Origin of the sequence: Streptomyces sp. URMC 127 (genome assembly GCF_051386535.1) — a bacterium.
In the GTDB taxonomy this organism is placed as follows: domain Bacteria; phylum Actinomycetota; class Actinomycetes; order Streptomycetales; family Streptomycetaceae; genus Streptomyces.
On the sequence record NZ_JBPQTW010000173.1, the window covers coordinates 1 to 15,218 of the forward strand.

10 protein-coding genes are annotated in these 15,218 nt (G+C 74.0%); 2 read left to right on the top strand and 8 right to left on the bottom strand.

Annotated features, from left to right (window positions below; genetic code table 11):
• Together ACSNOH_RS26535 and ACSNOH_RS26540 are read right to left on the bottom strand one after the other, a co-directional pair.
• The coding region (locus ACSNOH_RS26535) for an alpha/beta fold hydrolase (RefSeq protein ID WP_436723943.1) at window positions 1-2,692 on the bottom strand (2,692 nt) is incomplete at its 3' end.
• 60 nt (window positions 2,693-2,752) lie between these two features.
• Complete coding sequence (locus tag ACSNOH_RS26540; RefSeq protein ID WP_436723944.1) at window positions 2,753-3,340, bottom strand: DUF1697 domain-containing protein; 588 nt, start codon at window positions 3,338-3,340, stop codon at window positions 2,753-2,755.
• 49 nt (window positions 3,341-3,389) lie between these two features.
• Between ACSNOH_RS26540 and ACSNOH_RS26545 the strand changes: the two genes are divergently transcribed.
• Window positions 3,390-4,472 (top strand): alpha/beta hydrolase, encoded by a 1,083-nt coding sequence (locus ACSNOH_RS26545; RefSeq protein WP_436723945.1) that lies wholly within the window; start codon window positions 3,390-3,392, stop codon window positions 4,470-4,472.
• Between the two features lie 112 nt (window positions 4,473-4,584).
• On the opposite strand, the gene ACSNOH_RS26550 is transcribed toward ACSNOH_RS26545, so the two are convergent.
• From ACSNOH_RS26550 to ACSNOH_RS26575, 6 genes are all read right to left on the bottom strand, one after another.
• Entirely contained in the window at window positions 4,585-7,614 is a 3,030-nt protein-coding gene (locus ACSNOH_RS26550; RefSeq protein ID WP_436723946.1) for an alpha-mannosidase, read from the bottom strand.
• A gap of 13 nt (window positions 7,615-7,627) precedes the next feature.
• A complete protein-coding gene (locus ACSNOH_RS26555) occupies window positions 7,628-9,772 on the bottom strand; it encodes an endo-beta-N-acetylglucosaminidase (protein ID WP_436723947.1) in 2,145 nt (714 codons plus the stop codon).
• 87 nt (window positions 9,773-9,859) lie between these two features.
• On the bottom strand, window positions 9,860-11,092 hold the full coding sequence (locus ACSNOH_RS26560; protein ID WP_436723948.1) for a glycoside hydrolase 5 family protein: 1,233 nt from the start codon (window positions 11,090-11,092) through the stop codon (window positions 9,860-9,862).
• A gap of 133 nt (window positions 11,093-11,225) precedes the next feature.
• Window positions 11,226-12,122: a carbohydrate ABC transporter permease gene (locus tag ACSNOH_RS26565; RefSeq protein WP_436723949.1), complete on the bottom strand. Its 897-nt coding sequence runs from the start codon at window positions 12,120-12,122 to the stop codon at window positions 11,226-11,228.
• Window positions 12,119-13,000, bottom strand: coding sequence for a carbohydrate ABC transporter permease (locus ACSNOH_RS26570; protein WP_436723950.1), 882 nt, complete (start codon window positions 12,998-13,000; stop codon window positions 12,119-12,121). Before ACSNOH_RS26570 ends, ACSNOH_RS26565 begins: the two co-directional genes overlap by 4 nt.
• Window positions 13,001-13,005: 5 nt before the next feature.
• Window positions 13,006-14,316: an ABC transporter substrate-binding protein gene (locus tag ACSNOH_RS26575; RefSeq protein ID WP_436723951.1), complete on the bottom strand. Its 1,311-nt coding sequence runs from the start codon at window positions 14,314-14,316 to the stop codon at window positions 13,006-13,008.
• Window positions 14,317-14,467: 151 nt separating this feature from the next.
• On the opposite strand from ACSNOH_RS26575, the gene ACSNOH_RS26580 reads away from it, so the two are divergent.
• The coding region (locus ACSNOH_RS26580; protein WP_436723952.1) for a LacI family DNA-binding transcriptional regulator at window positions 14,468-15,218 on the top strand (751 nt) is incomplete at its 3' end.

The window sequence follows — 15,218 nt, forward strand, 5'->3', positions numbered from 1 at the left end:
GGCGGCGGTGCGGACCCACGCGCGCCACCGGGACCTCCAGCCGGACCAGCTCCGCCAGCAGCTGCGGCACGGTCGCGCCGTCGAGCCGCACCAGCAGCCCGTCCTCTGCCCGTACCGCCGAGGCCACGCCGGGCAGCGCGGCCACCTTGTCCGCCGTCACGTCCGTGACCTCGCCCTCGACGCCCACGAGCAGCGCGTCGCCCGCGCCGACGATGTCCGCGACGGGACCGGCGGTCACCAGCCGGCCGCGGTCCATGACGACCAGGTGCGAGCACGTCTGCTCGACCTCGGAGAGGAGGTGGCTGGAGACGATGACGGTCCGGTCGGCCGCCGCGTAACGGATCATCACCTCGCGCATCTCCCGGATCTGCGGCGGGTCCAGCCCGTTCGTCGGCTCGTCCAGGATCAGCAGGTCCGGCAGCCCCAGCATGGCCTGGGCGATCGCGAGCCGCTGCCGCATGCCCTGGGAGTACGTCCGCACGGCGCGCTCCAGGGCCGGGCCGAGGTCCGCGATCTCCAGCGCCTCGTCGAGGTGCGCGTCCTGCGCCGGGCGGCCCGTGGCCCGCCAGTACAGCTCCAGGTTGGCGCGCCCGGACAGGTGCGGCAGGAAGCCGGCGCCCTCCACGAACGCCCCCACCCGCGACAGTACCGGCGCGCCCGGCCGCACCGCCTGCCCGAAGACCCGCACCTCGCCGCCGTCCGGGCGGATGAGCCCCATGAGCATGCGCAGCGTCGTGGTCTTGCCGGCGCCGTTGGGCCCGAGCAGCCCCAGCACCTGGCCGCGCTCGACCCGGAACGACAGATCGCGCACGGCGTACCGGTCGGCGGACTTGGCGTACCGCTTGCTCAGCCCGGTGATCTGCAGGGGCACCGCGGCGAGCGCCGGGTCCGGGGCCGGCGCGGCCGCCCGCCGGCGCCCGGTCAGCAGCAGGGCGGCCGCGACGACCGCACCGCCCAGCGGCAGCCCCCAGGTCCACCACGGCAGCGCGGCCGAGGCGGTCCGCACCTCCGGTGCGGTCGGCACGCTCAGCCCGCCCTCCAGGGAGACGCTGTACGTGGCGGGTGCCGCCGGCGAGGCGTAGCCCAGGTCGGTCGCGGCGAGGACGAGCCGCATCCGGTGCCCGGACTCGAAGGTGTGGTCGATCGCGGGCAGCCGCAGCTCCACCGTCCGGCCGTCCTTCGCGTCCGTCACGCGCACCGGCGCGACGAGCTGCTCGGGCAGCACCTGCTGCCCGTTCGGGCCGACGTCGTAGACCTTGGCGAACAGCACGGCGTCGCCCTGCGCGGAGTCGGTCCGCACGTTCACCTTGACCGTGGGCGCGCCCGTCACCCGGATGCCCTCGTCCAGGCGCACGGAGTCGAAGCGGGCGTGCTGGCCGGGGAAGTCGAGCGACAGCCCCACCCCCAGCCCGGACAGCTGCGACGCCGCGCCTCCGACACCCGGCACGGCGGAGATCGCCGGCGGCGCCGACCCCGGCGGGTTGGCGAAGGTCTGCCGGCGGCCGGTCAGGCCGACCGTGCGCGGATCGTGCCGCAGGCCGGGGTAGCTGCTGCCGCTCGCGCCGCGCAGCTGCGCCTTGCCGTCGGTGGTGTCGATGCCGCCCGTCCTGCTGACCCGGAAGGCGGGGCCCGTGCCGGTGCTCTCGTCGCCCTTGAGGTAGCGGTCGAACCACGCGCGCGTGCGCGCGACCGTGCGGTCGGTCTCGCCGATGCCGGAGTCGTGGCCGCCCGCGATCCAGTCGACGGCGACCGGCGCGCCGTTGCGGCCGATCGCCGCGGCGGCGGCGTCCGCGTGGTCCAGGGGGAAGAGCGAGTCGGCCTGCCCCTGGAAGAGCAGCGCCGGGACCTTGATGCGGTCGGCGACCGCGGAGGGGCTGCGGCGCTCCAGCAGCTCGCGGGCCTCCCCGTCCGGCTTGCCGGCCACCGCGACCCGTTCGTACATGTCGCACAGCCGCTTCTCGAACCGCCCGCAGCCGAGCGCCGCCGAGGGAGAGGCCTGCGCGGCGGGCGGAGCCGCCCCGGCCTTGCCGCCGCCTGTGACGGGCCCGGGCGCCGCCGACCCGGAGGTGAAGAAGATCCCCGCCCAGAGTTTCTTGAACACCCCGCCGGGGAAGAGCGCGTCCGCGAGGTTCCAGTACGTGACCTGCGGGGCGATCGCGTCAACGCGCTTGTCGTGACCGGCCGCGAGCAGCGCGACCGCGCCGCCGTAGGAGCCGCCCGCGATGCCCACCCGGGGGTCCTTGTCCCCGTCGAGCTCCACCTCGGGGCGCGCGGCCAGCCAGTCGAGGAGCCGGCTGACGTCGGCGACCTCGCGGTCGGGGTCGTTGAGCCCGATCCGCCCGGTGGAGCGCCCGAAGCCGCGCGCGGACCACGTGAGCACCGCGTAGCCGGAGCGCGCCAGCTTCTCGGCCTGCCCGCGCAGGTCGTCCTTGCTGCCGCCGAAGCCGTGCGCGAGCAGGACGGCCGGCCTGCGGCCCGGACCGCCCGCCGTGAAGAACGACGTGTCGATGCGTACGGAACCGCCGGCTCCGGGCGCCTCGGGCAGGGTCATGAAGCGGTCCTCGCGGTGCACGGGCGGATCGCCGCCGGCGCCGGAGGCGGCGGCCCAGGTGCCGCCGCCGGCGAGCACCACGGCCGCGGCGGCGGTGGCGGCGAGCCGTCGCCCGCGCAGGCGGGGAAAACGCAGCTTCATGCCCGCATGCTAAGCGGAGAGGTCATCCGGCTGAGCCGGGGGCGGGTGGTTGCGCCGGAGTCACCCCCCGGCGGCGGCCGCCTCCCCCTCTTCTTCCTCCGTCTGCCTCGTCTCCTCCGCCATGGCGGCCAGCTTGGTGACCGTGTTCCAGTTGCGGGCGGTGCCCGGGGTGCCCAGGCGGCGCTCCGTCAGCACCTTGGCGAGCTTCGCGTCGCGGACGCCGTTCGCGTAGTACACGTAGAGCTCGCGCCCGGCCAGGACGAACTCCTCGGGCGCGTACGCCGCCGGGTCGATGTCCGCCACGGCGGCCGGACCAGCGGGCGCGGCCAGGAAGGTCACCAGGTACCGCGCGGGATCGGTCTGCCGTCCGGCGAACGGATCGGCGTCAACGACACGGCGTATGTCACCCGCCTCGCGCACCATGCACGTGACCGCGAAGCCCAGCTCGCGCTCGATCGCCTGCTCCAGTTCGCGGGCGAGCTCGTCCGGGTCCGTCCCGGGACGGGTGAAGACGGCGTTGCCGCTGTTGAGATGCGTCCGCACCGAGCCGCACCCCATGCCGGAGAGCAGCTCCCGCAGGGTCTGCATGGGAACGCGCTTCTTCCCGCCCACGTTGATACCGCGCAGCAGCGCCACATACGTTGTCACACCCTCACCGTAGTGTGGACGAACACCACCGATGGTGAGGGGGCGTCACATGGTGCACGAGACACGCAGGCGCGCGGCACTCACGGTGCTCGCGCTGATCCTGGCGCTGCTGGGGGCGCAGGTCCCCGCGGGCGGGGGCACGGCCCGGGCCGCGGAGAATCCCGCCCGGGTCGTCCGGGAGGTACGGATCGGCGACCGCATGCTCGACGTGGCCGTCCGGTCGCCGGAGATCGACGGGCTGACGCACACCAAGTGGGTGCGGCTGCTGCTTCCCGCGGGCTGGGACCGCACGGCGCGGCGCACGTGGCCCACCCTGTGGCTGCTGCACGGCGGCGGCGGAAACCACAAGGACTGGACGGACAACACGCACGTGGAGGAGCTCGCCGCCGCGCGGGACGCGATCGTCGTCATGCCGGAGACCAGCGGCTGCAGCGGCTACAGCGACTGGTGGAACCACGGCGCCGGCGGCCCGCCCGCCTGGGAGACGTACCTGCTCGGCGAGCTCAGGCCGCTCCTGGAGCGCGAGTACCGCGCCGGCACCGAACGGGCGGCGATCGCCGGCCTGTCCATGGGCGGGCAGGGCGCGCTGAAGTTCACCGCCGCGCACCCCGGCATGTTCAAAGCGGCCGCCTCCTACAGCGGAGCCGTCAACCCGCTCTACAAGTCGCCCGACGGCGGCTTCAACGGGCCCGACGCCGTCAAGCTGGGCGGCCTCACCTGCCTCACGGACTGGAAGCGCCTGTGGGGCGAGCCCGGCTATCCCTTCGACACCGCCGACCCCGCCGACGTGCGCCAGCGCGGCATCTGGGAGCGCAACAGCCCGCTCCACCAGGCCGCCTCCCTCGCCGGGACGCCCCTCTACGTTTCCTACGGCAACGGCACCGACAGCGGCACGGGCTGGCAGTGGGGCGGCCCGCCGCCCTCCCCGGCCCGCTGCACCGACCCCGCGGCGCACGGCGGCGAAGCGGTCGAACGCGCGGTCTTCGGCATGAACCAGGAGTTCCGCGCCCGGCTCCGGCAGCTCGGCATCCCGGCCACGGTGTGCGCGTCCGAGGGCACGCACACGTGGCCGTACTGGGAGCGGGAGCTCGTGGCCTCCTTCCCGATGCTGATGGGGGCGATCGGCGCGTGAGCGCCCGGTCGGCGCCGCGGTTCGGCGGCTGCGGGCCGTCCGTGGCTCGTCGCGCAGTTCCCCGCGCCCCTGACGGGGCGCGGGCAAACCCACCGGGTTTCAGCAAGTCCGCTCAGCCACGCCGCTCAAGCCGGAGCGTCAGGATCTGGAACGGCCGCAGCGACAGCGGAACCGCATCGCCGTCCGTCGCCGCCGCGGCCAGCGGCCGTTCCAGCAGGTCGCACACCGAGGCCGAGGCGAGGGGGAAACCGGTCTCCAGGCGAGTGCGGGCCCGGCCGCCCAGCGACTCGTACAGCCGGACGACGACGTCGCCGCTGCCGTCGTCCGCGAGCTTCACCGCGGAGACGACGACCGCCTCGCCGCCGGCGCGTACGAGGGGCGCCACCCCGGCACTCCCCGGCACCCGCCGCTCCGGGAGGTTGATGCGGTAGCCCTCGCGGACGGCGTCGCCGACCGAGGCGGACGGCACCAGCGCGTACCGGAAGCGGTGCGTGCCCTGGTCCGTGCGCGGGTCGGGGAAGCGCGGGGCCCGCAGGAGCGACAGCCGGACCGTCGTGGTCGTGCCCGTGCCGTCCGGGCGGGCCGAGCGCGTCACGTCGTAGCCGTACGTCGAGTCGTTGACGACCGCCACGCCCCAGCCGGGCTCCTCCAGGTGGACGAAGCGGTGCGCGCACGCCTCGAACTTGGCCGCGTCCCAGCTGGTGTTGGTGTGCGTGGGCCGGTAGAGGTGGCCGAACTGGGTCTCGGCCGCCACCCGGTCCGCGTGCACGTCCAGCGGGAACGCCGCCTTGAGGAACTTCTCCGTCTCGTGCCAGTCGACCTCCGTGGCGATGTCCAGCCGCCGCTGGCCCGCGGGCAGGGAGATCCGCTGCTCGACGCGGGAGGAGCCGAAGACCCGCACCACGCGCACCGCACCGTCGTCCGCCGCCTCCACCGTTTCGGCGTCCGGCAGGTCGGTCACCGTGTTCCGGTAGAAGTGGTCCACGTCCCACGCGTCCCACATGTTCGGGAAGTCCGGGTGCAGCTGGAGCAGGTTGGCCGCCGCGCCCGCAGCGATCGCCTCCCGGCCGGCGGCCGGGTCGTACACCGACACCACCAGGCCCCGCCCGTCGACCTCGGCGCGCAGCAGGCCGTTGTCGAGGACGAACCCGCCGCCGTCGCGCGGCACGGGCGCCACGGACGCCACGGGCGGCACCGTACCGGCGGCGGCCGCCGCGCCGAAGGCCGGCACCTCGCCGCGCCCGTGCGGCGCCGCGTTGAACACCACCGTCCCGCCGCCGTCCGTCCCGTTGCCCGCCAGGGCCTCCAGCGCCCCCGCGACGATCTTCTCCAGCTCGGCGGCCACCGCCGCGTACGTCTGCGCCGCCTCCCGGTGCACCCACGCGATCGACGTGCCCGGCAGGATGTCGTGGAACTGGTGCAGCAGCACCGTCTTCCAGATCCGGTCCAGCGCCTCGTACGGATACGGGAAGCCCGCCCGCACGGCCGCCGTCGCCGCCCACAGCTCCGCCTCGTGCAGCAGGTGCTCGCTGCGCCGGTTGCCCTGCTTGGTGCGGGCCTGGCTGGTCAGCGTCGCCCGGTGCAGCTCCAGGTACAGCTCGCCCGCCCACACCGGCGCCTGCGCGTACTCGGCGTGCGCCTTCTCGAAGAACGCCGACGGCTTCTCGAACACCACCCGCGCCGAGCCCTCCAGGTCCGCCAGCCGCTTCGCCCGCGCCAGCATCTCGCGCGTCGTGCCGCCGCCCCCGTCGCCCCAGCCCGTCGGCGCGAGCGAGCGGGTGGCACCGCCCTTCTCCTGGAAGTTGCGCACCGCGTGCGCGAGCTCGCGGCCCGACAGCTGCGCGTTGTACGTGTCGATCGGCGGGAAGTGGGTGAAGACGCGCGTGCCGTCCAGCCCCTCCCACCAGAACGTGTGGTGCGGGAACTTGTTCGTCCGGCTCCAGGAGATCTTCTGCGTCAGGAACCACTTCGCCCCCGCCAGCCGCACCAGCTGCGGAAGGGCCGCCGAGTAGCCGAAGGAGTCCGGCAGCCACACCTCCTCCGTCTCGATGCCGAACTCCTCCAGGAAGAAGCGCTTGCCGTGCACGAACTGCCGGGCCAGCGCCTCCGATCCCGGCATGTTCGTGTCCGACTCCACCCACATGCCCCCCACCGGCACGAAGCGGCCGTCCGCGACGGCCTTCTTCACCCGCGCGTACACCTCCGGCCGGTGCTCCTTGATCCACGCGAACTGCTGCGCCTGCGACATGGCGTAGACGAACCCCGGCTCGTCCTCCAGCAGCGCGGTCATGTTCGCGGTCGTGCGGGCGACCTTGCGCACCGTCTCGCGCAGCGGCCACAGCCACGCCGAGTCGATGTGCGCGTGCCCGACGGCGCTGATCCGGTGCGCGGAGGCGTGCGCGGGAGCGGACAGGACCGCCGCGAGCCGCTCGCGCGCCCGCGCCGCCGTGCCGCCGACGTCCTGCAGGTCGATGGCGTCCAGCGCGCGCTCGACCGCCCGCAGGACCTCCCAGCGGCGCGGCGCGTCCGGGGACAGCTCGCACATCAGCCCTTCCAGCACCTCCAGGTCCTGGACCAGCTCCCACACCGTCCGGTCGAAGACGGCCAGGTCCATACGGGCCAGCCGGTAGCGCGGCTGCGCGTCCGCCGTCTCCCGGTCGCCCAGCTCGGTCGGCACGAACGGGTGGTAGCCGAGGATCACGGGGTTGGACGACGCCTCCACATGCAGCAGCACCTCCTCGCCGCCGGCCGCCCGTTCGGCGATCCGCACCCACTGGTTGCGCGGGTTGAGGCCCTTCACCGGCGAGCCGTCCGGCCGGTAGACCAGCCCCTCGCACTGGAAGCCCGGCATGTTCTCGTCGAACCCCAGATCGAGCAGGGCTTCGACTGTCCGGCCCGCCCACTCCTGCGGCACGCTGCCCGCCACGGTGAACCAGCTCGTGCCCCACGGCGGCCCCCAGGCCGCGCCCGTCTCGATCGGCACGCCCCCGGCGGCGATCCCCTCGGCCACCGGGACGGGCTCGCCGGGCGCGTGCCACACGGTGACGGCCAGCGGCACCGACTCGGGGTAGACGGCCGGCCGGATGCGCTCGTCCAGCACGCGCTTCAGCCGGGCTTCGGTGATGGTGCGGTCGTTGTGCATCAGGTCGGATTCCTCACGTCGGTTTCCTCTGGTTCGCCGGGCTGGAGCCCCGGGGCCGGTCCGCCTCCCAGCGGAAGGTGACGGACGCGGGTGCGGACGCGGCGTACAGCTCGTCCACGGCCCGCACCTCGATCCGGGTGGCCGCCTCGCCGTCCGTACGGCGCAGCGCCGGGACGTAGTAGGCATGCCCGCAGGTGCCGCCGAGGAAGCGGAAGCGCCCGCCGAGTAGCGCCTGACGCAGCTCGTACTGGCGTACCGCGCCGCCCCGCGGGCCGCCCCAGGCCAGGCGCAGCTCGGCCGTGCCGCCGGGCCCCACGCGCGCGGCGGTGACCGCCGGGGCCACCGGCCGGGCGGGCGCCGCGGGGGCCGCGTCGCGCACCGCCAGCCGGCCCAGCCGCCAGCGCACCGCGCCGCCGTCCGGTGCGGTGAGCCGGACGCCGAGCGCCCTGATCGTCCGCCCCCTGCGACCGCGCAGCTTCACTCCCGCCCGCACCGTCGCGGTAGTCCAGCCGCGGCCGCCCGCACGGAGGGCACCCGCCGGGAGATACGCGACGCCCCCGTCCATGGCGATCGCCAGTTCGACGCGCACCGCCGCCGAACCGGGGTCCGTGCGGTGGGCCAGCTCCACCACCGTGGCCTCCGAAAGAGGCAGCCGGCACGCGTACAGCTCGACCTCCGCAGGGGCGGCGAGCCGGCCGTCGACCAGGAGGCTGCTGCCGCCCCGCCAGGCGTCGTCGAAGGCGAAACCGACGGCCGGCCGCGGACCCGCCGTACGGATGACCCAGCGCCGCCCGGGCAGCCGGTCCTGCAGCCCCAGGTGGTTCCAGGCCGCGTCGCCCGTGCGCCGGCCCTTCTCGTACCAGCCCAGACCGTGACCGGTGTTGAACGTCGTGGCGAACGGCAGGGCGGTGAGCGTGGACCGGTCCGCGACGGACGCGGCCGGCGACCGCCACGGCCCCGCCTCCGGCGCCGCGGGATCCAGCGCCCGCCCGGACCAGAAGCGGTCGTCGCGCGCGTGGAAGGCGGCCGGGCCGCGGTCCGCGGCGGGCAGGCTCGTCCACGTCCACTCGGGGCGGTAGAAGCCGTACGAGGCGACGTGCGGTCCCGCCGCCGGGGCGACGGCGTCCCAGTCCACGGGCGTGTCCCAGCCGCGCGCCTCGACGTCGATCCCGGCCCACAGCTCGTACGGGCTGCGCCCCAGCCGCCGCGCGAGTGCGGCGGAGGAGACGAGCCCGGAGCGGTCCCAGTTGAAGTTCAGGAACATCGAACCGGCCGCCTGGAAGAAGGGGGCGTTGTGCTCGTTGAGCCGGTTCTGCCAGTCGATGCCGCCGGAGACGGCCATCGCGTCGTACCAGGTGATCCGCAGGCCCTTGCCGCGCCGCCGCAAGCAGGAGATGAAGTCGCGCATGTCCGCGGCGAGGCGCGCATCGCCCCCGCCCGTCTCGGCGTTGAGGAACCAGCCGTCGAAACCGTACGTCCGCGCCACCCGGATCATCCGGTCGGCCAGCGGGAATCCGCCGTCCGGGCCGCGCCGCACCAGGTCCCGCGTCCACTGCAGCTGCCCGCCGTACGCCGCCGGCGGCAGGAACACCGTGCCGAGGACGGGCACGCCGTTGCGGTGGGCCGCGTCCACGACGGGCGCGTTGGGCGCCAGGATCAGCCCCTCGCCCGAGGAACCGCCCCAGAAGACCAGCTCGTCGAGGTAGGCCCAGTGGGTGAGCGCGTAGAAGTCGGCGGTCGGCGCGCCCTGCGACGGGTTCCCGGACGTGCGGGCGAACGCGGCGAGCGCACAGACGCGGGCCTGACCGGCGCGGGCGGTGGCGTTGGGCGGCGGGGGAGCGAAGCGCGCGGCGAGCGGGACGGTCGCCCGGTTGAACGGCAGATCGGGGTCCTGCGCGGGGTCCCACGCCGCGAGGCTGCGCCAGACGACCCCGGGCCCGGGCGCACCGTCCGGCAGGCTGCCGGGGAACCAGTAGGAGGCGTACGGCTGGAGGGACGGGGGAGGCGATGCGCCACTCAGATCCGGGGACAGGGCGCGACCGGCGGTTGCGCCGGGCCCGGTGGCCGAGGCGGCGGCCGCGCTGTGCTCCCCGGACAGTGCGGCGGCCGCGAGGCCGGCGGCACCGGCGGCGAGGGCTTCCCTGCGAGTGATGGGCATGGTGGTTCCTCCCCTTGTCGAGCCGTCCGGCGTTTGAGGACCGGGGTCCGGGGCGGAGCCCCGAAACGGGTGGCGGGGCCGCACCGCTCAGACCACATCGCCCGCGGCGACGACCTCGGTGATGCCCCGCGCAGCGAGATGCGCCGCGTCCCCCGCACGCTGGGCCAGCACCACCGCCGGCCGCCCCCCGCCGGAGGCGGCCCGCATCCACGCCTCGAAGAACGCCCCGCCCGGCGCGCACACGGCCCGCCCCGGCGCCTCCTCGGCGTCGCCCGCGTCCAGGACCAGGGCGGTCCGCCGCGGCGCGGGCGGCCCGGCGCTGCGGTGTTCCCGGGCGAGGCGCGCGAAGGCCTCCCCGGCGGGCTTGACCTCGCGGTCGTTGGTGAGCAGCCCCAGCCCGTACTCCAGCTCCGGGAAGTCCGCGAGCGCGCGGTCGACGTCGTGGGAGCACCACCAGGTGATGCCCCAGAGCCCGGGGCAGTCCAGGGCGTGCCGGACGGTCGCCTCCGTGAACGCCGCGGCGCGGCCGGGCGGGATGTGCGGGGCGGGCGCGCCGGTCTCCTGCAGCCACACGGGGCGGGCCGGATCGTCGGCCCACGCCTTGGACAGCTCGACGAGGTACGAGGCGAGGTGCTCCGCGGGGCCGCCCGGGCCGTGGCGCTGGGCGGTGCCGTTGAAGACCCAGGAGTGCACGGCGGTCATGGCCCCGAGCCGTGCCGAGTGCGCGGGCGTGAAGGGGTGCGCGCCGTCGAGGAACGCGGCGTCGTACGAGGCGTGCAGATGCGTCCTGCTGGGCGCGCCCTCCTCGCAGGCCGCGAGCATGCGGCGCAGCCAGCCGGCGGCCTGGGCGGGGCGGATGCGGTCGGGGTCGGGGTGGGGCGGGCCGGAGAACTGGTTGAACTCGTTGCCGACGGTCATGCCGAGGAAGTTGGGCCGCCCGGCGAGCGCGCCCGCGAGCTGGGTGAGGAGGCGGGCCTGCGCGTCGACGACGTCCGGGTCGGTGAAGAGGCTGCGGCGGTGCCAGGTCGTGGTCCAGGACGGGACGAAGTCGAAGCTGGACAGGTGCCCCTGCAGGCCGTCCACGTTGACGTCGAGCCCGCGCTCGCCGGCGGCGTCCACGAGGCTCACGAGCTGCTCGACAGCGCGCGGCCGGATCAGGGTGCGGTTGGGCTGGAACAGCGGCCAGAGGGGGAACACGCGGATGTGGTCGAGGCCGAGCGCCGCCACGGAGTCCAGGTCGGCGCGGACGTCGTCCAGGTCGAAGTCGAGCCAGTGGTGGAACCAGCCGCGGGCGGGGGTGTAGTTGACGCCGAAGCGCATGGGGCGGGGTGTCCCTTCTCGTGGGTCCCTGCTGTTGAGTCCCTGCTTGCGGGTCCCTGCTTGTGGGTCCCTCTCGGTGGGGTCTTGTGTGCGGGTGTCCCTGCCGCTCGCCCGGCACGGGTGCCGGCGGCGGTCAGCCCTTGACGGCGCCCTCCCCGACGCCGCGGAAGAAGTACCGCTGGAGGCACGCGAACATCACGACGAGCGGCGCGACGGCGATGACCGTGCCGGCGGCGACCAGGCGCGGGTCCTGCTGGAAGGTGCCGTGCAGGTAGTTCAGGCCGACGGTGAGGGTGAAGCGGTCGGGGTCGGACAGGACGATCAGCGGCCACAGGAAGTCGTCCCACGCCCCCATGAAGGAGAAGACCGCGACGACGGCGAGGGTGCCCCGTACGGACGGCAGCGCGATCCGGGTGAACCGCTGCCACACGTTCGCCCCGTCGATGACGGCCGCCTCCTCGGTCTCGTAGGGCAGGTTCGCGAAGGCGTTGCGCATCAGCAGGACGTTGAGCGCGCCGACCGCGCCCGGCAGGACGACGGCCACGAGCGTGTTGTTGAGCTCCAGGTCGCGCATCATCGTGAACTGGGCGACGACGACGGACTCCAGCGGCACCAGCACCGCCGCCACGAACGCCAGCCCTGCGGCCCGGCGCCCGCGGAACCGCAGCCGGGCGAGCGCGTAACCGGCCGCCGAGGCGCCGGCGAGGTTCGTGAGCACGCTCGCGGCGGCGACCTTGAGCGAGTTCAGGGCGTAGTCCCACACGGGGATGATGTCTGCGACCGCGGTGTAGTTGTGCGTGGTCGGGCGGGACGGCAGGAAGCGCGGTGGGGAAGTGTAGACGTTCTCGGTGGTGCCTTTGAGGGATGTCGACAGCTGCCAGAGGAACGGGCCGGTCGTCAGCGCCAGTACGGCGAGGAGGAGGACGTAGCGCAGGATTTTCTCGCCGGTGGAGACGCGCTGCCCGTGTCCGGTCGAGACGCGTTGCCCGTGTCCGGTGACGACGCGCTGCCCGTGCACAGAACGGTTCATCCCTCCCTGCCCCTCCGGTCGGCGCGCAGCACCAGCAGCATCAGCAGCAGGGCGACGGCGAAGACCACCAGGGAGAGCGCGGAGGAGTAGCCGACGCGGCCGTTGAGGCCCGTGCCGGTCCGCTGGACCAGCATGACCAGGGTGGTGTCCTGCCCGGCCGGGCCGCCGGTCGGGCCCGCGAGCAGGAAGACTTCGGAGAACACCTTGAACGCGGCCACCGACGACAGGGCGCCGACCAGCACCATCGTCGAGCGCACGGCGGGCACGGTCACGGAGGTGAAGCGGCGCAGCGCGCCCGCGCCGTCGACGGCCGCCGCCTCGTACAGCTCGCGCGGCACGTGCGCCAGCGCCGCCAGATAGATGATCATGTAGTAGCCGAGGCCCTTCCAGACGGTCAGGGCCATCGCGCTGAACAGCAGCAGCCACTCGTCGCCGAGGAAGGCGAACGGCCCGGCTCCCAGGACCCGCAGGATGCCGTTGACCAGGCCCCGGTCGTCCAGCATCCAGCCCCAGATCAGGGCGACCACGACCGACGAGGCCACGACCGGGGTGTAGAACGCGGAGCGGAAGAAGGCGACGCCCGGGACCCGCTTCTGCACCAGGAGCGCGAGGAGCAGCGGCAGCAGCACGGTGAAGGGGACGACGAGGATCACGTAGAGGCCGCTGTTGCGCAGCGCCACCCAGAACTGCTCGTCCTGCGCCATGTCCTGGAAATTGTGCAGACCCACCCACCGGCCGGGCGTGAGCGCGCGGGCGTCGGTGAAGGCGTCGTGGAGCGTGGTGAGGAAGGGGTAGAGGGTGAAGGCGGTGACGGTGGCGAGCCCGGGGAGGAGGAAGAGCCAGGGGCTGACGGCCCGGTGCGTGCGCGTGCCCTTCACGCCGGTCAGCCCTGCCGCAGCAGCTTGTTGCTCTGCGCGACCGCGTCGTCCAGGGCCTGTCGTGGCGTCTTCTTTCCCTGGAGGGCCTTCGCGACCTCGTTCTTGAGGACGGTCTTCATCTCCTCGCTGAGCACGACCGGCGTGTAATTGGCCGCCCCTTTGAGCATCTTCGCCGAGGCGACCCGTACGCGGCCCTCGTCGGTGCCGTCGTCCTTCGTCCAGTAGGGGTCGTCGAGGGAGCCCGCGGTGCTGGGGAAGACGGCGACCTTGTGGGCGAACGCCTCCTGGTTCTTCTTGTCCGTCACGAAGCGGGCGAAGGCGACGGCCGCGGCCTTGTGCTTGCTGCGGCTGCTGACGCCGAGGCCCATGACGTACATGTTCGGCTTACCCGTGTTGTTGGGCGCGTCGGTGATGCCGAGCTCCCGGTAGAGCCCGGGGGCGTTCTTCTTGAAGGTCTCCAGGTCGTGGGCGCTGCCGGGATTCATGGCGACCTTCTGTTCCAGGAACTTCTGGCCGGTCTTTTCCGGGGTGCTGGTCAGTGACTGCGGGTCGAGGCCGCCGAGGTCGTAGAGCTTCTTGTACTCGGTGAGCAGTTCCACGCCCTTCGGCTCGTTGTACGTGAACCGGGTGGCGTCGCCGTTCATCAGGCGTACCCCGTAGCGGCCGAAGTCCTCGACGGCCGGGGTGCCGCCGAGCGTGGCGATTCTGCCGCCCGAGCGCTCGGCGATGGCACGGGCCGCGGCGAACAGCTCGCCGTAAGTCTTCGGGGGCTTCTCGGGGTCGAGGCCGGCCTGCCGGAACAGGGCCTTGTTGTAGAACAGCGGGCCCGTGTTGAGGTACCAGGGGAAGGAGTACGCGCCGTCCAGGCCCGGCAGCACGTTTCCCTGCCACGCCTCCGGGGTGTACGCGCCCTTGGCCTTCGCCACGGCCGGCTCCTTGTCCAGGTTCATCAGGAGCCCGGCCCTGGCCAGCGGGAAGGACAGGTCCGGGGAGACGTTGACGACGTCGGGGAGGGTGCCCGCGGCGGCGTCCGCGCTCAGTTTGTCCGCGTAGTTGTCGGCGGGCTGGTCCAGCCATTTGACGCTGACGCCCGGATTGGCCTTCTCGAATTCGGCGACCAGGCCGGTGAAATAGTCCTTGAACCTGCTGCGTAGGTTCCACGTCTGGAAGGTGATGGCGCCCTCCGGCTTCCCGCCCGCGCCGCCGCCTCCTTCGGCGTCGGATCCGTCCGAGCCGCCCGAGCCGCAGGCGGTCAGCGTGAGGGCGGACACGAGCAGCGGAACGGTCACGGCGACGGCTCTGCGGGGTATCGGCATGGCCGGCGGTCTCCTTCGGTCGAGGCCGGGAGGTGGCGGACCAAAAGGTGCCCCCGGAAAGGGAGTTAGTCAATACCTACCGCGAACTGCTAATGCGCTTTAGTGTGTTGTGCCCCGTTGCTGTCCCGCGCGAGGGGAGGAAGGCAGGAACGTGCGCCGCACCCCGCCCCGCAGGCCGACGATCAAGGACATCGCGCGCCGTGCCGGCGTCTCGGAGAGCGCGGTGTCCTTCGCGCTCAACGGCCGCCCCGGCGTCTCCGAGGCCACGCGCGAGCGCGTGCGCCGGGTCGCCGAGCAGCTGGGCTGGCAGCCGAGCACCGCGGCCCGCGCCCTGTCCGGCGAGGGCGCGGCGACGGCGGGGCTTGTCCTAGCGCGCCCCGCCCGCACCCTGGGCGTTGAGTCGTTCTTCCTGCAGCTGGTCTCCGGCGTGCAGGAAGCTCTCGCCGCCCGCCGCTTCGGGCTGCTGTTCCAGGTCGTGGAGGACCTCGGCGCCGAGTGCGCGGTCTACCGCCACTGGTGGGCCGAGCGCCGCGTGGACGGCGTGCTGCTCGTCGATCCCCGCGCCGAGGATCCGCGCCCGGGTCTGCTGGACGGGCTGGGCCTGCCCGCGGTGGTCGTGGGCGCCCCCTCCGCGGCGGTCCCGCCCGGTGCGGCGATCTCCGCGGTGCGGGCCGACGACACCGCCGCCATGGCCTCCGTCATCAGCCACCTGCACACCCTGGGCCACCGGCGCATCACCCATATCGCGGGCCTCCCGGAGCTCGCCCACACCCGCCGCCGGATGGCCTCCCTCCGCGCAGAGGCCGCCCGCCGGGGCCTGCCGGACGTCCGCTCGGTGACCACCGACTACTCGGACGCCCAGGGCGCCGAAGCCACCCGCCGCGCCCTGTCCGGCCCCCGCC